17 protein-coding genes are annotated in these 22,306 nt (G+C 43.2%); 5 read left to right on the top strand and 12 right to left on the bottom strand.

Annotated features, from left to right (window positions below; translation table 11 throughout):
- Nucleotides 1–109 precede the first annotated feature (109 nt).
- The gene (locus AC1D0K_RS15550; RefSeq protein WP_477398512.1) at nucleotides 110–1,297 is read left to right on the top strand and encodes a class I SAM-dependent rRNA methyltransferase; all 1,188 of its coding nucleotides are present in this window, start codon (nucleotides 110–112) and stop codon (nucleotides 1,295–1,297) included.
- A gap of 176 nt (nucleotides 1,298–1,473) precedes the next feature.
- On the opposite strand, the gene AC1D0K_RS15555 is transcribed toward AC1D0K_RS15550, so the two are convergent.
- The 8 genes from AC1D0K_RS15555 to AC1D0K_RS15590 all read right to left on the bottom strand — a co-directional run bounded on the left by AC1D0K_RS15555 (nucleotide 1,474) and on the right by AC1D0K_RS15590 (nucleotide 9,995).
- A complete protein-coding gene (locus AC1D0K_RS15555) occupies nucleotides 1,474–1,896 on the bottom strand; it encodes an endonuclease domain-containing protein (RefSeq protein WP_295716465.1) in 423 nt (140 codons plus the stop codon).
- A 189-nt stretch (nucleotides 1,897–2,085) separates the two neighbouring features.
- A complete protein-coding gene (locus AC1D0K_RS15560) occupies nucleotides 2,086–2,862 on the bottom strand; it encodes a TerC family protein (RefSeq protein WP_477398500.1) in 777 nt (258 codons plus the stop codon).
- 81 nt (nucleotides 2,863–2,943) lie between these two features.
- Entirely contained in the window at nucleotides 2,944–4,392 is a 1,449-nt protein-coding gene (locus tag AC1D0K_RS15565) for a DUF4097 family beta strand repeat-containing protein (protein ID WP_477398498.1), read from the bottom strand.
- Nucleotides 4,373–4,939 carry a hypothetical protein gene (locus AC1D0K_RS15570; protein ID WP_295716469.1) on the bottom strand — a complete coding sequence of 189 codons (567 nt, stop codon included), beginning with the start codon at nucleotides 4,937–4,939 and terminating at the stop codon, nucleotides 4,373–4,375. Before AC1D0K_RS15570 ends, AC1D0K_RS15565 begins: the two co-directional genes overlap by 20 nt.
- On the bottom strand, nucleotides 4,936–5,496 hold the full coding sequence (locus AC1D0K_RS15575) for an RNA polymerase sigma factor (protein ID WP_295716471.1): 561 nt from the start codon (nucleotides 5,494–5,496) through the stop codon (nucleotides 4,936–4,938). Before AC1D0K_RS15575 ends, AC1D0K_RS15570 begins: the two co-directional genes overlap by 4 nt.
- Nucleotides 5,497–5,925: 429 nt before the next feature.
- Nucleotides 5,926–6,447: an AAA family ATPase gene (locus AC1D0K_RS15580; RefSeq protein ID WP_477397729.1), complete on the bottom strand. Its 522-nt coding sequence runs from the start codon at nucleotides 6,445–6,447 to the stop codon at nucleotides 5,926–5,928.
- Between the two features lie 375 nt (nucleotides 6,448–6,822).
- Nucleotides 6,823–8,121 carry a M28 family metallopeptidase gene (locus AC1D0K_RS15585; RefSeq protein ID WP_477397727.1) on the bottom strand — a complete coding sequence of 433 codons (1,299 nt, stop codon included), beginning with the start codon at nucleotides 8,119–8,121 and terminating at the stop codon, nucleotides 6,823–6,825.
- Nucleotides 8,121–9,995 carry a M61 family metallopeptidase gene (locus AC1D0K_RS15590; protein ID WP_477397725.1) on the bottom strand — a complete coding sequence of 625 codons (1,875 nt, stop codon included), beginning with the start codon at nucleotides 9,993–9,995 and terminating at the stop codon, nucleotides 8,121–8,123. The genes AC1D0K_RS15585 and AC1D0K_RS15590 overlap by 1 nt, the downstream gene beginning before the upstream one ends.
- Before the next feature lie 294 nt (nucleotides 9,996–10,289).
- Between AC1D0K_RS15590 and AC1D0K_RS15595 the strand changes: the two genes are divergently transcribed.
- Nucleotides 10,290–10,571: a hypothetical protein gene (locus AC1D0K_RS15595; protein ID WP_295716478.1), complete on the top strand. Its 282-nt coding sequence runs from the start codon at nucleotides 10,290–10,292 to the stop codon at nucleotides 10,569–10,571.
- Nucleotides 10,572–10,634: 63 nt separating this feature from the next.
- On the opposite strand, the gene AC1D0K_RS15600 is transcribed toward AC1D0K_RS15595, so the two are convergent.
- Nucleotides 10,635–12,164, bottom strand: coding sequence for a serine hydrolase (locus AC1D0K_RS15600; RefSeq protein WP_477397722.1), 1,530 nt, complete (start codon nucleotides 12,162–12,164; stop codon nucleotides 10,635–10,637).
- A 105-nt stretch (nucleotides 12,165–12,269) separates the two neighbouring features.
- On the opposite strand from AC1D0K_RS15600, the gene AC1D0K_RS15605 reads away from it, so the two are divergent.
- Nucleotides 12,270–14,453, top strand: a complete 2,184-nt coding sequence (locus AC1D0K_RS15605; RefSeq protein WP_477397720.1) for a S9 family peptidase — start codon at nucleotides 12,270–12,272, stop codon at nucleotides 14,451–14,453.
- Between the two features lie 217 nt (nucleotides 14,454–14,670).
- Here the strand turns inward: AC1D0K_RS15605 and AC1D0K_RS15610 are convergent, their stop codons facing one another.
- The 3 genes from AC1D0K_RS15610 to AC1D0K_RS15620 all read right to left on the bottom strand — a co-directional run bounded on the left by AC1D0K_RS15610 (nucleotide 14,671) and on the right by AC1D0K_RS15620 (nucleotide 19,348).
- A complete protein-coding gene (locus tag AC1D0K_RS15610) occupies nucleotides 14,671–16,710 on the bottom strand; it encodes a M13 family metallopeptidase (RefSeq protein WP_477442100.1) in 2,040 nt (679 codons plus the stop codon).
- A 259-nt stretch (nucleotides 16,711–16,969) separates the two neighbouring features.
- Nucleotides 16,970–19,021 carry a M13 family metallopeptidase gene (locus tag AC1D0K_RS15615; protein WP_477397716.1) on the bottom strand — a complete coding sequence of 684 codons (2,052 nt, stop codon included), beginning with the start codon at nucleotides 19,019–19,021 and terminating at the stop codon, nucleotides 16,970–16,972.
- Nucleotides 19,022–19,105: 84 nt separating this feature from the next.
- On the bottom strand, nucleotides 19,106–19,348 hold the full coding sequence (locus AC1D0K_RS15620) for a helix-turn-helix domain-containing protein (RefSeq protein WP_295716485.1): 243 nt from the start codon (nucleotides 19,346–19,348) through the stop codon (nucleotides 19,106–19,108).
- Between the two features lie 403 nt (nucleotides 19,349–19,751).
- Between AC1D0K_RS15620 and AC1D0K_RS15625 the strand changes: the two genes are divergently transcribed.
- Nucleotides 19,752–20,891 carry an acyl-CoA dehydrogenase gene (locus tag AC1D0K_RS15625; RefSeq protein WP_477397713.1) on the top strand — a complete coding sequence of 380 codons (1,140 nt, stop codon included), beginning with the start codon at nucleotides 19,752–19,754 and terminating at the stop codon, nucleotides 20,889–20,891.
- Nucleotides 20,892–20,951: 60 nt separating this feature from the next.
- Nucleotides 20,952–22,205, top strand: coding sequence for a peroxiredoxin family protein (locus AC1D0K_RS15630; RefSeq protein WP_477397711.1), 1,254 nt, complete (start codon nucleotides 20,952–20,954; stop codon nucleotides 22,203–22,205).
- Nucleotides 22,206–22,306: the final 101 nt, after the last annotated feature.

Consider the following 22,306-nt stretch of genomic DNA (forward strand, 5'->3'; position numbering starts at 1 on the left):
TTGATTAGGTGGGTGGTTTGTATTAAGAAATCTGCTTTCAAATCTAAATACTATGCAACTACTCACAAATCAACCACTCACTACTTACCAATTTATTACCTTTGCGGCTATGATTGATGTTGTATTAAGTAAAGGCAAAGAGAAAGCTGTTGTGCAAAAGCACCCATGGGTATTTTCGGGGGCTATTGATAAGGTAAAAGGGAAACCTGCAAATGGTGATGTAGTACGCCTGCTTAATGCCAAAGGCGATTTTATGGCCTATGGCTTTTACAACGATCAATCGCGTGTTGCCCTGCGCCTTTTGGAGTGGGACGAATCAGTAGAAATTAATGACGACTGGTTTCGCCGTAAACTGGCAACCGCGGTTAAAAGCCGTGCCAATGTGCTGGAAAATGGCACCAATACCTGCCGCCTGGTTTTCAGCGAATCTGATTACCTGCCGGGATTAATTGTTGATAAATACGCGGGACATTTAGCCGTACAGGTGCTTACATCGGGTATGGAACGCATGATGCCTTTAATTATTGATGAACTGCAAAAGCTGCTGAACCCCGAAAGCATCTCGGACAAGAGCGATACCGCATCCCGCGCGCATGAAGGCATGGGCGAAACCGAAAACAAGGTTTTAGCCGGTAGCCCTCCACCCGAAATTGTAGAAGTACTGGAAAACAACATCGTATACGGTATCAATATCACCGAAGGCCAAAAATCTGGTTTTTATTGCGATCAGCGTGATAACCGCCATATCCTGGCCTCCTATGCAAAAAATAAAAAAGTACTGGATTGCTTTTGCTACACCGGCGGTTTTACCTTAAACAGCCTAAAGAATGGCGCAGCATCTGTAACCAGCGTGGATAGCTCGGCACTGGCCATTGAAACATTAAAAGAAAATATCCTGCTCAATAAACTGGATGCCGATAAACATACCTCCATCAAATCGGACGTAAACACGCAATTGCGCAAGTTTAGGGACGATGGTGAAAAATTTGATGTTATCGTACTCGATCCACCAAAATATGCACCCTCGCGCTCTGCGCTAACCAGGGCTTCCCGCGCTTATAAAGATCTGAACCGCTTAGGCATGCTATTGCTGAACGAAGGCGGGCTGTTAGCCACCTATTCCTGCTCTGGCGCTATGGATATGGAAACCTTTAAACAGGTAATTGCCTGGGCCGCATTAGATGCCGGCAAACAGGTACAATTCATTTACCAGTTTCACCAACCCGAGGACCACCCGGTAAGGGCATCATTCCCCGAAGGTGAGTATTTAAAAGGGCTACTGTGTAGAGTATTTTAGGAATTTTTAGGAGAGAGTCAAGAATTAAGAGTCAGGAATCAAGACGGGAGAAAAGTACAACTTGCGGCGGGTGTGACGGGTGAAAGGAAGAAAAAAATTAAAAAAAGCATAGGCCAGGTGCGATTCCCTCCCCCGGGAGGGTAGGGAGGGGTTTCTACGCCATACAAGCAAAGCAGCTATTTCAATAACTCCAAGTCAAACTCTTTAGGTAATTTAATTGCAGGATCATTCTTAACAACTTCAATTATTGTACTTTCTATAGTTCTGATCACATTTAGCATATCGCTTTTCATTTCGGCCTCTGAAAAGCGCAGGAATCGGATCCCAAAACCCTCTAATTTTTGTTGCCTTATTCCGTCTTTATTGAATGCCTCCTCATAATTATGCGACATTCCATCAATTTCTATTGCAAGCATTAGAGCTTTACAATAAAAATCAACTATGTAATTATCGATACAGCATTGGCGGTCGAAATCAAACCCAAATACCTTATTGTCTTTTACTTCATTCCACAATAGCACTTCGCCAAAGGTCATATCCTTTCGCAGCTTGCGGGCTAAGGCCTTTAGTTTTGGGTTATAGGGGATGATTTTGGGCATATCGTTTATATCTATTAGAATATCGCTTCAGGAATATCGCTTCAAGAAACCCCTCCCTACCCTCCCGAGGGAGGGAATCGCACTGGCCCAATGCTTTTTTCGGAGCAAGAGCTTTCATCTTGATTCTTGTATCTTGATTCTTGATTCTTGATTCTTGATTCTTGACTCTTGACTCTCAACTCTTGATTCTTATTTCTTGATTCCCGACTCTTGGCTCCTGGCTTTCTTCGCTCTCATTTTCAGATTCAGCATCTCTACCAACATCGAGAACGCCATGGCAAAATAGATGTATCCTTTAGGGATATGCTGCTCAAATGCTTCGGCTAATAGCGATACGCCTATCAGCAATAAAAAGGAAAGTGCCAGCATTTTAACGGTTGGGTGTTTGTTTACAAATGCAGCTACACCATTTGATGCCCACATCATGATGCCTACGGCTATTACAACGGCCAGGATCATGATCTCTACATGGCTGGCCATACCTACGGCGGTAATTACCGAATCGAGGGAGAAAACGATATCCAGCAGCATGATCTGGATGATGGTGGCTATAAAGCCTTGTGGTTTTACGTTTTCGCTGCCTTCTTCTTCGCCTTCTATTTTATGGTGAATTTCTGCAGTGCTTTTATAGATCAGGAACAAGCCACCGATGATGAGGATCAGGTCGCGGCCAGATATGGCCAGTTTTTCTACCCAACCGGCATCGGTGATGCTAAGCAGGTGACTTAGGTTAAACAACGGTGCAGTAAGCGTCATCACCCAGCTAATGGAAAGCAAGAGCAATACCCGGGTAATCATGGCCATACCTAAACCTACCCGGCGGCCTTTGGCCTGCTGTTTTGCGGGTAGCTTATCTGATAGGATGGATATGAATACAATATTATCAATCCCTAAAACAATTTCTAAAAGGGTTAGCGTAACTAATGATATCCACGATTCGGCCTGGGTAAATATCTCTAAATCCATAGGTGTGATGAGTTAAGCCCAAAAATAACAAAACCCCTGCCGTTTAGGGCAGAGGCTTGCGTAAAAGGATAAATTTATTGATTAATCAAAGTTTACACTTCCGAAGGTGGAATTGATGGTAATGGTTTTATCGGTACCGCCCTTACCAAAATGACCTTTATAATTTTTGGTCGGGTTAAATCCGCGTTCGCCATCGGCAGGAGTTTTACTGGTCAAACTTACATCGCGGTTGCCATAGTTAAAGCTGCCATAACGCACAGTTACATCAAAATCGGCAGTCTGGTCATCGCCCAGGCCAAGCTTGATGCTTGAATAGCTTGATTTAACAGACAGATCTTTCAGGTTTTTATCAACACCCTCAATACTTATACCGCCCCCAAATTTAACATTGATGTTACCCGATGTTTTTATGCGGCCAATTTTTGCCGAACTGTAACTCAGGTTTGCATTAAGCCTGTCGCAATCACCAAGGCTTAGGCTGCCATAGGCAACATCAAGGTCGCTGCCATTTAAGTTCCCGATGGTGGCATTGCCATATTTTACCTTGATCTGGTTACCGGGGTTACTCAGCGTTTTAGCCACCAGGCTCCCGAAGGAGTTATTGATAATGAGCTTGCCGCTCAGATCGGGCAAATCTGTACTGCCATATTTATTGCTGATAGTTAGCGGACTTTTAGCCGGCATATACACCGTATAGTTCACTTCAATTGAACGTACCGAATTACGGGTCCCTTTAAAAAACGAGCCCCATGAACCATTGCTGTCCTCATCAGAGCTGATGGAGGTTTTAAAGTAAACCCCGTTGCCATCTTTACCGTCTTTGATATTTACATCATCCAAAAGTTTTTGTGCTTTATCGTCGTTGTTGGTGGTCACTTTTATCTGCACATCAACTTTTACTTCATTTTTGTTCCAGGTGTTTACGATTACCTTACCAAACTTATTGTCGATATTAATCACATCATTAGCATCAACATTATAGCTTTTGCTATAGCTTTTGGTTTTTACTACTTCTTCAGCGCTTTGTTGCTGTTTGTCGTTATCGTCGTCGCTGCTATCATAGCTAAAATTAAAGCTTTTATCAAAATCCTTAAATCCATAAGCAATCATGGGAGCTATATTGGTATCAAATTTATAAGCAAAGTTTAACATGCTATCGTTAAGCTTAAAGGCAAAGCCTTTTAAGCTATCCAGCTTGAAGTTTTTATCGAGCCCTTTGAAGCTTTTATTGAATTTCTTCATTTTGAGCTTCATGCTTTTGTTGAATTTTTGCTTGTTAAGCGCGCTCATTTTTATTTGCAAGTCCTTCATTTTTATTTGAAGGTCTTTCATTTTAAGCTGATAGTCTTTGGAGTCCATGTCGGCATCATCGCTGTCATCATCGTCAGACTGGACAACTTTAGGCGCAGCAGCAGGTTTGGCCGGCCTTGCCGGTTTAGCGGGCTTTTTTTGCTGTGCAAAACTTCCTGTACCAAGGGCCAATAAAATCATCAGCGCAAACAGGAAGGGATTAAATATTTTTGATTTCATCTTTTTGATCTTTATTAGTTTCGTTAAACTGCTCTATTACATTTAATTGCTGACTAAGCACCTCGGTTTGTATTTGCAAGTTCCGGATCATTGCACGTAAAACACGTTCCTGGTTAGGGCTGGTGGCTAAATCATTATTTAGTTTTTTATAAGTAGAGTCCATTTTGGCAATCTCGGCAGTAAACTCCTTAAACAGTTGCGGATCGCCTTTTGAGGCTGCCTTCAACTCAGTAAGCTGGGTTTCAACCAATGATGCATAGTGTACTTGTTGTTTGGCATACTCTGGGTTGATAGCAGCCAGGTCAACGTTTTTTGGGCCTTTTTGACTTTGGATATACACCCCGAAACCTATGCCCATCACCACGATGATGGATGCGGCCACCTTTAGCACAAAAGCGAGCGAAAAGGTTTTGGCTTCGCGCTTTTTTGGCTCCGCCTCCAGCACGTTTAAACGCGCCTCTATTTTACCCCACAGATCTGCCGATGGCTCGATCTCGTCAAAATCGTCCTGATTCTCTTTCATGAAATCTTCAAATCGCTTGCTCATATCACTTTTCCCTTTCTGCTTAAAATTTCCATTAGTTTTCTTTTAGCTCTCAAGAACTGGGTTCTTGATGTGTTTTCTGATATATTTAAAATTTGCCCTATTTCTTCGTGGTCGTAACCTTCCAATAAGTAGAGCGATATTACAACCCGGTAACCATCCGGTAATTGTTTCATAGCCTCTTTTACCATTGTTACCTGGTATTGTATTTCATCATCATCGGCAGGTTCCTCATCGGGGATATCCTCCAAATGATTCCCATCCAGTTCTATCAGTTCCATCTTGCGTTTGCGCAACTGATTTATTGAACGGTTTACCACTATTTGCTTAAGCCATAAGCCAAACGTGGTTTCCTGCCTAAAATCTTTCAGCTTATTAAATGCATCCAGGAAAGCTTCCTGTAAAACATCTTCAGCCTCGGCAATATCGCCCACTATTCTAAAGGCGACGTTCAACATCGCTTTAGAATATAGACGGTAAAGTTCATAGCAGGCTTTTTTACTTCCCTGCTTGCACTCAACCACCAGGCTGTAATGTTTATCTATGAATATTGCTTCCAAATCTGTTAAGCTTCAGTATAATAGACGCAGGCTATTTTACAACGTTGCACGGATGCTTGATTATTTTTGAATATTATCGATTTTACCGATAATAATGGATATAGCATCGTCAAATGAAGAAAAAACTGCGTTATTGCGAGGCACGAAGCAATCTCCACGATGGCAGGGCGAATATGCAGGCTTAGCTTTTCTGTCTGCTCTGTATAGTACGGAGATTGTTTCGTGTCTCGCAAGGACGTATTGGATTTTGAGGCGTGTGGGCCTGTCAGTCTGAGCCTGTCGAAGACACGTGCGGAGAGGCCTTTGCCCACTATCCTTCGACAGGCTCAGGATGACAGCCTTTTTTGTTACGTCATTTTCCCTTCACAGTTCACCGGATTTTAAAACTCACAGCTATGACGTGAAAAAAACGACGTTAAAGAAATGCTATCATTTCAAAAACTCATCTACCGCCTTCACCGCGTTCTGATACCTGTCATCGCCCGTGCCTGAGATCAGCACATATCTTGCGTTCAGGGCATCCAACTCTTTATACCAAACATCCATAAAATGTTCGCGCATGGTGGGGAAGTTGCGTAAGGGATCATCTTGCCAGGGCAGATCGATATTGAGGAGCAGATAGAGATCATAAGGGTGTTTGGGCAATTCATCCAATACCTCCTGCGGCGATTGACCAAACATTTCGTCGCTCCAAATTTTTACGGTGATAAAAGTAGTATCGCAGATCAATATTTTATTGGCCCGGGGTACCAGCGCGTCCTCCAGTTCCAACTGACCGTAAAACATATTAATTTCATCCTGCCAGGTACAGAGATCTGTAAGCTTTTCGCAATAACCACGCGCATACTCGGGCACAGCAACCGTTTGGTAATGCGCCGCCAAATAATCAGACATAGTTGATTTACCTGTTGATTCTGGACCTACTACTGCTATTTTGAGAATGTTGTTCATGGAAATGAATAATAAACGATTGTCATTTCGAACGAGGTACGAGGAGAAATCTTGTACGAGATGCAAAATCCTTTAGCATACCGCATAAGATTTCTCTTTCGCCCCACCACTATTCCTCCCCTTGCTCAATCGAAATGACAATTTTCTTTTATTAAAAACTTGTGTACACACAGTAACCCTTGGGAGAGGGGTGCGGCCGTCATGTGCGCAATGGCAGGGAGGGGTTTCGCCGGCGCACCATCTGGAACAGTGCTTGAACGCCTGATTTAACCCCTACCTCCCCTTCCCCGAGGAAGGAATCGCACGTTTCCCCAGCTTTTTATATCTTTCGAACAACTATGATTTGAAACCCATCACTAAGAGCAATTAACATTTCTATCTTTCCAGTTTAGGCACCCTTGTAGGGGTATCTGTACCGGCAACTAAACTGCGCGAGCTTAATGCTATAGCCCTTATGGTTGATGTAATATTGTTTACATCCAATGAGCTAAACTCATCTTTTACGGTATGGTAAAGCTTATCAATATCTATCTGATCTGTTGATATCGTATGCGCGGGTACACCCACTTCGGCCAGTGAGGCGTTGTCGCTGCGATAAAACAGGTCTTGTTCAGGGTATGGATCCGGGTAAAACTTAAAGGTGGTTTTTTCCAGGTTCTTTTGCAGGATCTTGCCAAAATCAGACCGCTCATAGCCGGTGATGAATGCCGAGTTTGTACCAAATTTTGAAGCCTTGCCTATCATCTCGATGTTAAACATCGCCGTCACCTTATCAGGCGCAACCTGGGTAGCAAAGTACTGTGAACCGTATTCGCCAATCTCTTCGGCAGTAAAGGCCACAAAAATAAGGGTGCGGGCATTATTGTTTAGCTTTTTGTAGTATTTGGCTAAAGTTAAAACCGCTGTTGTACCCGATGCATCATCATCAGCACCGTTAGCGATACTATCGCCTTCCATCGGTTTTAAAATGCCCAGGTGGTCATAATGGCCCGAGAATACTACAAACTCTTCGGGTTTGGTTTTGCCGGGAATCATACCCGCCACATTAAACAGAGGTAGTTCTTCGGTTTTGCTTTCGTAGCTTACATCAAATGTGGTTACCGCATCCAACCTGCCCAATACAAATACAACTGGAGTTGCTGTTTTACCCTTGAAGCTCATGCTACCCCTGTTGTTAAAACTCCACACACGGCTAAACAGGTCTTTAAATTTAGGATCAACCAGTACCAGTGTTTTTTTGCCACTTTTGGTGATAGCGCCATATTCCTGCCTGAAATTTTTATCAGCCGTTACCTGTACCACCTGCACATCGGCGTTGGTAGCCCAGCTAAATGATTCGCCTCCTGTTGTAAAAGCGCTGTCGGCTGCTATGCTTTTGCCATTAATGCTCACAGTTAGCTTAACCGGCTTGGTACGCACCATAGTAAAATTCTGCCTAAAACTGCTATTACCTGTTAATGGTACCAAACCGGCCTTGGTATATTCGCCCTCAATAAATTTGGCGGCTTTTTCAATACCGGGGGTAAAGGTAGCCCTGCCCTGCATATCATCTGCCGAAAGTGTTTTAATGATGCGCGCTACATCATCCTGATTGATCAGTTTATTTACGTCCTGTGCAAAGCCGCAGGTTGATACAGCTAATAAAGCCGCTGCTAATAAGGTTTTTTTCATCATTATTTGACTTTTGATTGTAACCAATTGTTACGGAAGGTTTCCTGTTCTTTAGATAGTTGTTTACCTGCTTTTTCGAAAGTAAGTACTTCAAAATTAGGATTTTCTTCCAGTACGATAGTAGTTTCGTGATTACCGGTACGGTTTTTATAATTTACGGTAAGCTTATCTCCCGGTTTTTTCCCGTTTAGCTGATCGTCAAATCCTTTTTGATCTTTAATATCAACACCGTTAACTTTTAAAATAATGTCACCAGCATCAAGCCCTGCTTTGTAAACGGGCGAGCCTATGATTGTGCTTGATAATATAGGTAAACCATCAGCATTGGCGGCCCGTGGCTGACCAGCCCTGCCACGACCGGCAGTGGTTGCCAATGAGCCTGCCCATCCCTTCTCAGGGTCTATCCTGCGTAAAACCAAACCTGCTTTGGTTAATAATTCGGCGTAATTATTTTTATCGATACCTGTAATATATTTCTTGAAGAAATCGGCAGCGAATTTGGGGTTGTTGGTTGCTTTGGCCAAATCGGTTTGCAGATCAGGCACGGTATAAGGTTTCATAACTTTACCGCGGGTTAACCAAACCTGGCGCATGTAATCATCAAGCGTCATATTAAAATCGCTGCGCAAACGCAGATCAAGCGCAAGAGCTATGGCGCCGCCGTAAGTATAATAGCTTGTAAAATCGTTGGCATTGTTGTTTGGATCAATAGATACGCCGGCATCAGCAAATACCGAGTAGCGGCTCATTTGCGTTGCCGGATATTTTGCAGCGGCAGGGGTGTTTAATATTTGGTTGACGAGGCCACCCAATGTTCCGGTATAGTCATCAAGATCAACAAAGCCAGAGCGCACAAGCAGCAATTCGCCATAATATTGGGTAAAACCTTCGGCAAACCAAAGCTCACTGCTCATGTTTGCATGTTCAAAATTAAAAGGCTCCAGCGTTTTTGGGCGGATGCGTTTCACATTCCAGCTGTGGAAGTATTCGTGTGCATACACACCTAACAATCTTTTCTCTAACCCTTCAACCTTTGGCGCTGGGATAGTGATACAGGTAGAGTTACGGTGCTCCATACCATCGCCCGATGTAGTTGGATAAATATCGCTGATGAAAGTGTACTCACCATAATCATAGGCAGGCAGCTCACCAAACACAGCTTTTTCTTCCAATACCATTTTGGCAACCATTTTACCAAAATTATCAATCACCTGCTGGCTATCATCAGAGTGTACGGTAAGGTTTATTTTCAATTTTTTATTATCGGTGTTCACCACATCCCAGCTGGTTACTTTATGATCAGATAGTTCGGTAGGGCAATCCATCATATATTGCAGGTTGGGGGCGCTGTACACATTACTGCCTTCATGTTTAAGTTGGGTTGCAATATGCCATCCATATTTTTCAAGATCATTAAACTGGAAGGTAAGAGGTCTTTTATCCTGCCCTACTACCCACATAAATGTGGCAGGCATGTTAAGGTGGGCGTGGCTGGGGTCAATACTGGCGTAGGTGCCATCTGTCCAGTTGCCAAACAGGGTATAGCTTACTTTTACAGTAGCGGGGTGTTCTTCTACCTGGTATAAATCGCCTTCCAGCTGTTTAAGCTCAAGCGCTTTTCCGTTAACATCTGTTGCTGCTACGTTGTAAATATTTTTACCAAACTCGTGCGTGGCATACCTGCCTGCTGATGAACGGCTCATGCGTAACAGCAATGGCCCTGTTGGCGCCTGCGGAATGGTTATGGATACCTCGGCCTCGTGGTGGACCGCGTTAGGGAACGATATGGCGTAATAAATGGCTTTGGGGGCATCTTGTTGCGCTATCGCAACAGATGTAAATAAGGTAGCAAATGCGAGTAAAAATGATCTTTTCATGTAATCCTGGTTATCAGCGCTGAAAATACAACTAATAGCGGAAATGTATTATATCAATATTATTACATCGTGTAAAAAGAATAAAAGCAGAAGAGTCTTTTTGAGTGAGGATGAAGTAGTATGGTTAAGATTTGCCTGAAACTAATTGAGTTGTTAAACTATGCGGCGGACGAAACCACTATACATAAGATGTTACAATTTATTAACGCCAGTTTAATTTTTGAACCTATATAAAAACGTCTTTCACAAAATACCGGGCTAATTATGCGTACCTTTAAAGAAATTCTTTAATCCATGATCCTTTTTTCGCGAAGAAACCTACACTATACCGATTACAAATGGACAACCTATACCCCAACCGATCCACGCGTTAACGGTAAACCAGATGCAACTCCTTTTGCTAAGGACGAGGGTAATGAAATTGTTTATTTGATAAACAAACTGATGATATTATGGGATTACCGTTTTGCCAACACCGGCAATAAAATGGAAAAACTCATTCATGATAAACTACCTGAAGAAGTTAGTACCCAGGAAGACGTACAGCAATGGCTAAAGGCCAATTTGAAGTTTTAAGATTAGGTGAGTAGTTGATGGTTACATTAACTACTCACTGTTCTCCAAATACTACTCACCAGCTCATTCCTTCTTAAAATCATAAGGATTATACTCTACAAAATCAGCTACCTTAACTCTTACACCTGTTACCTTTCCATTTTGCACAGTGAACGGAAAAACAGCTTTGCCCAGTGTAGGATCTGAAAAAGTTACATAAAACCGATTGCCGCCCAATGGCTGTAGTTTAGCAAACATTTTAGGATGATGTTCAAAACGCATCTCCAGGTCATTGTTTTCTCCCTGGGTAACCTCCATTGATCCGTATAGGCTGTTGGTATATTTACCCATATAATCACTGGCAGCCAATAATGGGCGAAGGTTCAACAATACAGAGTCCCGCAGTTTTTTATCGGTTGCCTGAGCAGTAGCCGTTTGTGTTTTAAAGTTTTTTAGGTAAGCCTCGCTGTAGTTGCGGTATCCCTGTCCAAAATAGGCATCAAGAATTTCCCAGCGCAGGGCCTCAAAAAACAGGTTTTGATCGGTGTTGGTTAAGATGATAATACCCAGATTATCCTTTGGCGATAGCGTTACTGATGACAGGTAACCATTTACCCCACCATCATGCATCACCAGGCGATGACCGGAGTAATCCTGTATAAACCAGCCCAAACCATATAACTCAAAGTTATCTTCGCCATTTAAATGATGAATACTGCTTACAATATCCTGCGGCTGCCTGGTGGCTTGTATCGCTGCAGATGGGATCACCTGCCTGTTGCCAACCTTGCCATCATTCAGCAAAGCCAATACCCATTTGCTCATATCATTTACCGATGAGCTGATGGCCCCCGCAGGTGCAAGTCCATCTATCTGGCAATAAGGTATGGCAGATAGCCTGCCATCGGTAAAGGTATGGGGCACCGTACGGTTTAATGATTTGGGCATATCGGCCGTTAAAGCCAGTGTATTACTCATGCCCAATGGTGCAAAAATATTTTCTTTAAGATACACTTCCCATGGCTTGCCGGTTACTTTAGGGATAATTTGCCCGGCAGTTAAAAATGCCGCGTTGGTATACCCCCATTTGGTGCGAAAAGCATAAGGCGCTTTAATTTGCCCTAATTTTTTAATCACCTCATCGCGGCTAAGGTTGGTATTGTAAAAAGTAAAATCGCCCTGGAATGTTTGCAAGCCCAGGCGATGACACAATAAATCGCGTACTATGGCCTGCTCCCCGGCAAGTTTATTATCCAATTTAAATTCTGGTATATATTTGGTCACCTTATCATCAAGAGAGAGCTTGCCGCCAGCCTGCAGCATGGCCAAAGCGGTAGCTGTAAAGGCTTTGGTGTTACTGCCTATCATAAACAGGGTGTTTACATCAACATTATTGGGCATACCAAGTTCTTTGATGCCGTAGCCTTTCATCAACACTACCTTGTTGTCTTTTACAATACATACCGCCACACCCGGAATACGCCAGTTGGTAAGCGCCCGGCTTACATAAAGGTCCAAACTATCCCTAATGAATTTGCTCCTGTCTGCATGCTGGGCATGAGTAAAATTTATAAATAAAAGGCAGAGGACGACAGGTAGGAGTATTTTTTTCATTACAACAGATCTTATACTTTGTTAATGTACTAAATTAACGCAATTTTTACGACGGCATTAATTATTCTCAAAATAATGCCGCATTCATCATTCAAAGTAAAATATATGAGATTTTTCCGTTCGGGATCATTATTCCTGTTGATCGTTTTATTCGTTTTGAGCAGCAATTTGGTAAAAGCACAACGTGCGCTCACCCACTGGGCAAACAATGGCTACCAGTATTATAAAATTACAGGCGGCGAAATAACCGTTTTTGATACCCGCGATACCAGCAAAAAAACCGTTTGGATAAGCAGTGCCATGCTTACACCCAAAGGAGGCAAGCCTATTGGTATAAAAAGATTTACGATAGCCGATGACGGTAAAAAAGTGCTCATCAACACCAACACCCAAAAGGTATGGCGTTATGATACCCGCGGCGATTACTGGATATTTGATACCGGCACACAAAAACTTTGGCAATTAGGTAAAAACCTGCCAGAGTCATCACTGATGTTTGCCAAGCTTTCGCCAGATGGCAGCAAGGCGGCTTATGTAAGCGGACATAATATTTATGTGGAGGATTTGGCGGGCGGAGCTGTAAAGCAACTCACTACTGATGGCAGCACACATTTAATCAACGGAACTTTTGATTGGGCTTATGAGGAAGAGTTTGGCTGCCGCGATGGTTTTCGCTGGTCGCCGGATAGCCGCAATATAGCTTACTGGAAAATAGATGCCACTAAAATTAAAAGCTATTTGATGCTGAATACTACTGATTCTATTTACCCATTTGTAGTACCGGTTGAATATCCTGTTGCGGGCGAAGACCCAAGCTCGGCCAAAATTGGCGTGGTTGATGTTAACACAGCGGCAACCAAATGGATCAATATACCCGGCGATGCAGTACAGCATTATATCCCCCGCATGGAGTGGACGCTAAGCCCGAACGAGATTATCCTGGAGCAGTTGAACCGCGCACAAACCGAAAGCCGCGTGTTTATCGGTAATATATCAAACGGAACAACCCGCATCATTCGTGAAGAAAAAAGCGACTCATGGATAGATGGTAAAGAACGCTGGAATAATGGCGACCCGATTGGATGGGAGTGGATCAACAAAGGGAAAGATTTTTTATGGGTGAGTGAAAAGGATGGCTGGAAACATATTTACCGCGTAAATCGCGAAGGCAAAGAAACCCTGATCACCAAAGGCAATTATGATGTGATCACAGTAAGCCTGATTGATGAGGCCGGTGGTTATATTTATTTTATGGCTTCGCCGGATAATGCTACCCAGAAATACCTTTACCGCATAAAAATAGCCGGTGGTAATGCCGAGCGTGTTTCACCTGCCGATGAGCCGGGAACTCATGGTTATGATATTTCGCCAAATGGTAAGGTGGCTTTGCACAATTTCAGCAATAGCTACACGCCGCCGGTGAGCGAGGTAGTAAGTCTGCCCACCCATAAACACATTGGCGGTAATATGATTGTACTGAACAAGAATGCCAAAAACAAACCGGAATTTTTTAAGGTAAAAACAGCCGATGGCATTGAGATGGATGGCTGGATGATGAAGCCAACCAATTTCGACCCCAATAAAAAATACCCCGTTGTATTTACCGTTTATGGCGAACCCGCAGGGCAAACTGTTACCGACAGCTGGGGAGCAGGCCGCAATGGCTTATACGTAGGCAGCATGGCCGATGATGGATACATCTATATGTCGGTTGAGGGCCGTGGCGCACCTGCACCAAAGGGCACTGCATGGCGTAAGGCTATCTACAAAAACATTGGCATCATCAACATTCGCGACCAGGCGATGGCCGCCAAAGAGATTCTGAAATGGCCATTTGTTGATTCAAGCCGCATAGCGGTACATGGCTGGAGCGGTGGCGGTTCATCGACCCTTAACCTGATGTTCCAGTTTCCTGAAGTTTACAAAACAGGAATAGCTGTAGCCGCCGTAGGCGATCAGTTAACTTATGACAATATTTACCAGGAGCGCTATATGGGCGTACCGGTGAATGACGAAGGCAGGGCAGCATTTATCAAAGGCTCGCCCATTACTTATGCTAAAAACCTGCGTGGTAACTTGTTGTACATACACGGTACCGGCGACGATAACGTGCATTACAAAAATGCCGAAGAGCTGATTAACGAATTGGTTAAATATAACCGCCAGTTTGAGCTAATGGCATACCCTAACCGTACCCATGGTATTTTTGAAGGACCAGGCACATCGCTGCACCTGCATACCATGTTCACCAAGTATTTGAAAGAACATTGCCCTCCTGGAGGAAGATAGTCTGTTGATTTAAATGAAATTAAAATGCCCCCTTTTGTAATTATGAGGGGGCATTTTTGTTTTTACTTATATTTTTCAGACAATCCCATTGGGATTAACTCAGCGATTAGAAGATAGCTCCGGAGCCTGGTTTTTCTGCAAACAGGTAGCTCCCGACAGAGCATCTTTACTTTTATTTGCTTTAGGTATACTACAGTAGCTTTAGTAAGATGAACTTCTACCAGATTCTCACCCTTTTGCCAGGATCAAGCCACATCTTATCTCCTTTTTTAATATGGAAAGCTTCATAAAATTCCGGCACATCGCTAAACGGACCATTCACCCTTAAAAAGCCCGGGGCATGTACGTCGGTCAGGATTTGGTTGGCAAGGGCCTCATCGCGTTCTTGCCCAAGCCAGCCAAGTGCATAGCCTAAAAAGAAACGCTGCATAGGGCTTAAGCCATTAATTTGCTTGCCATCTTTATATTGTTTGGTTTTTTTAAATGCATCTATACCTAATACAATCCCGCCTAAATCGGCAATATTTTCACCTAAAGTGGCTTTGCCATTTACATGCAGACTATCCAATACAACGTAACTGCTAAACTGATCAGCAAGCATGGTGGCGCGTTTGGTGAATTTAACAGAGTCGGTTGGTGTCCACCAGGTTTTGAGGTTTCCTTTAGCATCAAACTGGCGGCCTTCATCATCAAAGCCGTGTGTAATTTCGTGGCCAATGGTTGATGCCGCTACATATCCATAAGCTACAGCATCATCAACTTCGCTGTCCTTTACACCCGGTATAGTGAACTGCGCTGCCGGCAAAGTTATCTCGTTATTTGATGGACTGTAACTGGCGTTATAAGTTTGCGGTGTCATCCCCCATTCGGTATGGTCAACCGGTTTGCCCAGCTTGTTAATGTTCACCATGTAGGCCCAGTGCCTGGCGCGCATCACGTTGCCTGCGTATGATTCACGGTCCATCACCAATGACGAAAAATCTTTCCATTTATCCGGATAGCCGACTTTGGGGTGGATAGCATTGAGTTTAGCCAATGCCTTTTGCTTCGTTTCGGGAGTCATCCAATCCAGTTTGGCAATATGCTCACGGTAAGCCTGCCGAATGGCTTCAACCATTTCGGTATAGCGGAGTTTTGCTGTAACCGGGAAATACTCTTTCACAAACAACTGGCCCAAAGCCTCGCCCATCAAACCGTTTTCGGTATCCAATACACGTTTCCAACGTGGAAGTTGTTCTTTCCGACCAGATATCACCTTGCCGCCAAAACGGAAGCTTTCCTGGTCGGCAACGTTATTGAGGTATGGCGAGTAGGATGAGATTAGTTTCCAACGCAGGTACGCTTTCCATTCATCAGCAGAGAAAGTTTTCAACGCGGTATTTAACGCCCTGTAATATTCCGGCTGGCCAACAATTACGGTATCTACAGGTTTTAATTCCAGCGTTTTAAAAACAGTATTCCAATTGATGTTTGGTGTAAGCGCGTTTAATTGCGCAATGGGCATTTTATGGTAGTTGGCATAAGGATCGCGGAGCTTTTCAAGCTTGCGGCTGCTATCGGCCAAAAATTTTTCTATTTTATAAATACTTTCGGCACCTGTTTTAGCCTGCTGCTCGTCATAGCCGGTTAGCCTGAGCATGGCAGGCAAATGGTTGGTAGTATAATCCGAACGAATTTTAACCGTACGGGCATCCGTTTTAAAATAGTAATCGCGGTTAGGTAAACCCAAGCCTGCCTGGCCTAATTGCAGCATCATTTTGGAGCTATTCTTAGCATCCTGGCTAACCCGGCTGCCAATCATGTTACGTGTACCGGTAGTTGTTAAAACAGCCGCGGCGTTTAGTATCCCTGTGATGTCATTTGCCTGGTCTATGAGTGCCAGTTGTGTTTTTAATGGAGCGATGGCGCTTTTTTCGATATTAACAGTATCTAAACCGGTAAAATAAAAATCGCCTATTTTTTGAGTTGTAGTTCCTTTGGGGGCATTGGCAGCTAAAGCATCCTCATTTATTTTCTTTAGCCTGTCGCGCAGTTCTTCTGATACCACATTGCCTATTCCCCAGCTGGAGTAGGCGGCCGGGATAGGGTTACGTTTCAACCACCCGCCGTTGGCGTATTTAAAAAAATCGTCACCAGGTTTAACCGATTGATCAAGGTTGTTGAAAACTGGGTCGTTTGGTATAGCTATGTACGCGCTTAACGCCAGCGTGGTTAAGGCTGCGCACCTTAAAATAATTTTTGTGTAATGTTTCATCATGCAGAAATACGTTTGCATCAAATTTAATTAAAAAACAAACGCCTTATTAAAAGGCGTTTGTAACAGTGTTGTGTGAATTATTTTCCGTCATGTCATTGCGAGCGTTTCCATCAGCGTGTCGCAAAAAAAAACTTTTTGTCATCCTGAACGCGGTGAAAGATCTACTCTCTACCATGCTTCTTCGCCCTGTACAGTGTGCGAATAGATCCTTCGTTCCTCAGGATGACAAACTTTTCAAACGCCATTTTCAACTTAGAGCCTACCAAATTTTCACCCTCTTATCCGGATCTAACCACATCTTATCACCTTTTTTGATATGGAAAGCCTCATAAAACTCGGGCACATCGGTAAACGGCCCATTTACGCGCATAAAGCCGGGGGAATGCTCGTTGGTGAGTATTTGGCTGGATAGTGATTCCTGCCTGTCTTGCCCAAGCCATCCTAAAGCATAGCCTAAAAAATAGCGCTGCAATGGGGTAAACCCGTTGATAGGCTTACCTTCTTTATATTGTTCTGTTTTCTTGAACGCATCAAGCCCAATCACAATGCCACCTAAATCGGCAATATTTTCGCCCTGTGTGGCTTTGCCGTTGATGTGCAGGCCGTAAATGGTATACCCATTAAACTGGTTTATTAACATTTGAGCGCGCTGGGTAAACTTTACCGAATCCTGCGGTAACCACCATGCTTTTAAATTTCCTTTGGCATCAAACTGGCGACCCTGGTCGTCAAAGCCATGGGTCATTTCGTGGCCGATGGTTGAAGCTGCGGCGTAGCCGTAGATGATGGCATCATCTATATTCTCGTCCTTAAAACCCGGGATGGTAAAGATCCCCGCCGGCAATACAATCTCGTTATTTGATGGATTGTAGTAAGCATTATAAGTTTGCGGTGTCATCCCCCACTCTGTACGGTCAACAGCTTTGCCTAACTTGGCCGCGTTAAATTTGTGCCACCAGTTATTGGCACGCATTACGTTTAAAGCAAATGGGCCACGGTTGATATCCAGGGTCGAAAAATCTTTCCACTTATCCGGATAACCAACTTTAGGCATTACTTTATTTAGCTTGTAATAGGCTTTTTCTTTGGTTTGGGGGCTCATCCAATCCAGTTTTTGTATGTGTTCCCTAAAAGTTTCGCGCATGGTTTCTACCAGTGTTACATAGCGCTCTTTTGTTTTTTCGGGGAAGTATTCTTTTACAAAAATTTGCCCCAAAACTTCACCCATCAGGCCGTTCTCGGCATCAAGCACCCGTTTCCAGCGCGGTAACTGTTCTTTGTTGCCATAAAGCACCATATCATAAAAGCGGAATAGCTCCTGATCAAAAGGCTTACTTAAATATGCACCAAAGGTTGTTACCAGGTTTTTACGCAGGTAATTTTTCCAATCGTCAATACTATAATCATGTAAGGCTTTATTTAATTCGCGGTAATACTCCGGCTGACCAACAATTACCGAATCTGTATTTTTGTAATCCATTTTATCAAATGTGGATTTCCAGTCAACATCCGGTGCCAGTTTGCTTAAGCCGGCCATGGTCATTTTATTATAGTTATGGTATGGGTCTCGCAGGTCTTCCAACTTACGGCTACTATCGGCCAGGGATATTTCTAAAGCGTATGTTTTTTTAGCGGCGGCGTTCGCGGCATCGGCGGATAGTCCACCCAGTTTAAAAATGGTTGGTAAGTGTTTCTGCTGATAATCTGTACGCACGGTTACGCTGTGCGCATCCTTATTGAAATAATAATCTCGGTTTGGCAATCCTATTCCCGATTGGCCCAACTGCAGCATGATCTTATCACTGTTTTTGCTATCCTGCCCGGCATAGGTGCCTAAGGGAGTAGTTACTCCAATCCCGTCGAGGTGAGCAAACTCCTCTACCAGGCTCTTTATATCCTTTATGTCATCAATCTTCTTCAGTTCGTCTTTAAGCGGAGAAAGGCCTTGCTTTTCAATATCAACGGTATCCATGCCGCTGTAATAAAAATCGCCTATTTTTTGGGTACTGCTTCCTTTAGGAGCGTTTGCTTCAAGTGCGTCCTGGTTGATTTTCTTCATGCGATCTCGCAGCTCTTCCTGCACAACATTGCCTATACCCCATGAGGAGTAGGCGCCGGGAATAGGGTTTTTCCTGAGCCAGGTTCCGTTTGCATATTTAAAGAAATCGTCGCCCGGCTTCACTTTGGGGTCCATGTTTTTAATTACCGGATCATTTTCGGCGTAAATTTTTGCGTTGTCTTTGCAAGCTGTAATTAAGGTAAGGCTCAGTGCACCGGTAAATATTGCCAATGACGAAAACTTTTTTATCATAGATTTATTAGTGTATAAAAAAAAATACAACGATTGTATGGAATAATAGAATTCAGGACAGCAAATTAAGTAAAAAGGACAACTTTAATAAATGCCCTGAAAAAAACCGGCTAAAGAAACGTCGAAATAATAGCATACTTTTCTGAGGGTATCCAGCCTGATATCTATTTTTCCAGACTCCAGCCGGGCAATGTTAATATTAGTTTCGGCAAAAAACTTTTCCTGGGTAACTTGATTTTGCCTGCGCAGATTTTTGATCTGAAGCGCGATCTTCTTCTTAAATGCCTCATCGGAGTTGCTAAGATATTCAAAGTCAGTAAGTAGCATAATTCAATTTGATTGATTGAAAAAAATGATCTTTGATAGGGGCTTCAAAAATAATTGGCAATTTGTATTTAAAGTTCGTGAAAAATATTTGCAATAATAATGTGCAAACAACTATTATTTAAGTTAAAGTATATGCCGCGCAACAATTAGTGGCAACGAATTTGTTTAGTATGTTTTGCCCTGCATAAAATCTGTGAAAAAAAAATTAAAATCACCTACCTGTGAAAAACTTTTTTTGAATTCTCAGACGCCCAAGTTGAGATTTTTTGTTCTTTGTTTTGGGTTTAATCAATAGTTTAAATTAATTAGGGGAAAGGGAGCTTCCAAAAAGGCTCTCTTTTTTTGTTTACTATTTTTTACTATGCATGCATAGCAATTACTATATTTAGCTTTTTATCATACTATGCAATTTAAATATACAGAAGAGCAGCTGATGATTAAACAGGCTGCCCGTGATTTTGCCCAAACAGAATTAAAACCCGGCGTAATTGAACGCGACGATCAGCAAAAGTTCCCTGCCGAACAAATAAAGAAATTGGGCGAACTTGGTTTTTTAGGGATGATGGTTTCGCCGCAATATGGCGGCAGCGGTATGGATGCTATATCATACGTACTGGCCATGGAAGAAATTTCAAGGATAGATGCATCTACGGCGGTAGTGCTTTCTGTAAATAATTCATTGATTTGTAATGGGCTGGAGCGATTTGGAAATGATTTTCAGAAAGAAAAATATTTGATCCCCCTGGCCAAAGGTGAAAAGATAGGTGCTTTCTGCCTTTCGGAACCGGAAGCCGGCTCTGATGCCACCTCCCAAAATACTACTGCTATTGATATGGGCGATCATTACCTGTTAAATGGGGTAAAAAACTGGATCACCAATGGCAGCACTGCCTCAACCTATATTGTAATGGCCCAAACGGATGCTTCAAAGGGGCATCATGGTATTAATGCCCTTATTGTTGAAAGAGGGATGGAAGGCTTTACCATAGGTGCAAAGGAAAACAAGATGGGCATCCGCGGGTCTGACACGCATTCAATTATGTTTACCGATGTTAAAGTGCATAAGGAAAACAGGATTGGAAAGGAAGGTTTCGGGTTTAAATTTGCCATGACTATGTTAGAGGGCGGGAGGATAGGTATCGCCTCGCAGGCTTTGGGAATAGCGGCCGGGGCTTATGAACTGGCTTTACAATATTCAAAAGATCGCAAAGCTTTTGGAAAAAGTCTTGCCGATTTACAGGCTATTCAATTTAAACTGGCCGATATGGCTACCGAGATTGAAGCAGCCCGGTTACTTTGTGTTAAAGCCGCCTGGTTAAAAGATCATAAACAACCTTATGCACAAGCCAGTTCAATGGCCAAGCTTTTTGCATCAGATGTTGCCATGCGCGTTACCGTTGAAGCGGTACAGATACATGGTGGATACGGCTATGTAAAGGAATATCATGTGGAACGTTTAATGCGGGATGCTAAAATTACCCAGATTTATGAAGGCACATCAGAAATTCAGCGAATTGTCATTTCGCGCGAAGTGTTGAAATAGTGGGCTGATTTTTATACTTTTGACAAAGTATATCGACTTAGTAGACTATTTTTAATCGACATGAATTTAAAGGCAATCATAACCATCATATCATCCGCCGCGCTTTTGCAGGTTGCATCAGCCCAAACCAAGCTTAAAACAGGTGTTTGGCGCGGAGCGCTTACCACTAAATCAGATACCGAGATCCCTTTTAATTTTGAAGTTAAAGATACCGCCGGGAAACAGCAGCTTGCTATTATTAACGGCGCCGAAAGGTTTAAGGTAACTGATGTTACTTCCCGGGGCGACTCCGTTTTTATACAAATGCCCCTTTTCAATTCGGAATTTAAACTGAAACTGGAAAATGATAAGCTAACCGGCAACTGGGTGAGGCACCTGGCCAGCCAGGATGTTTTGGTTAAATTTGCCGCGGAGCCCAACACCGCTTGGCGGTTTTTAAAGAGCCCGGTAAAGCCTGCTTTTAATATAGGCGGCAGATGGTCGGCCATAATAGGCGAGGGTGATGGACGGGATACGACAGTTGGTGAGTTTAAGCAGGTGGGCGCAAAGCTTACAGGTACATTTTTAACTACCACCGGCGATTATCGTTACCTGGAAGGAATTGTATCAGGAGATAAACTATACCTTTCCTGCTTTGATGGCGGCCATGCCTATACATTTACCGCAACCATTAAAGATGAACAAACCATTACTGATGGTAAATTTTACGCGGGCTACTCCTCTGTACAATCATGGGCAGGCGTAAAAGATCCGAATGCCAAATTGCCGGATGCTTATTCGTTAACAGCGCTTAAGCCGGGTTTTAAAAAGATAGATTTTGCTTTTAAAGACATCGATGGTAAAACGGTTTCTTTACAGGATGATAGATATAAAAACAAAGTAGTTATTGTCCAGATATTGGGTTCGTGGTGCCCCAACTGTATGGATGAAACAGCCTATATGGTTAACTACTACAAAAAATACCAGGCTAAAGGTGTAGAGGTTGTGGGTTTGGCTTATGAGCGCACCGCCGATTTTGCCAAATCGCAAAAAGCTTTGCAACAGGTAAAAAATCGCTTTAATGTACCGTATCCCCTACTGATAACCGGGTACACCAGTGATAAGGCTGAAACATCAAAAAGCCTGCCCATGCTATCAAAAGTGGTTGGTTTCCCTACAACCATCATCATTGATAAAAGCGGCGATGTACGCAAGATCCACACCGGCTTTAGCGGCCCCGGCACAGGTGAATATTACACCGGGTTTATCAATGAGTTTGAGAAACTGACAGATGATTTATTGGCCGAGCCATCAGGAGCTGTAAAGGGGAAGTAAGGAAGGATTATTGCCGCCATTGCTTCGTGCTTGCTTATGACGTTTTTTTGAAAAAAATTGTCATCCTGAACGCAGTGAAGGATCTAATCGCAGACTTTACA

Source organism: Mucilaginibacter sp. P1_A3, from assembly GCF_056406855.1.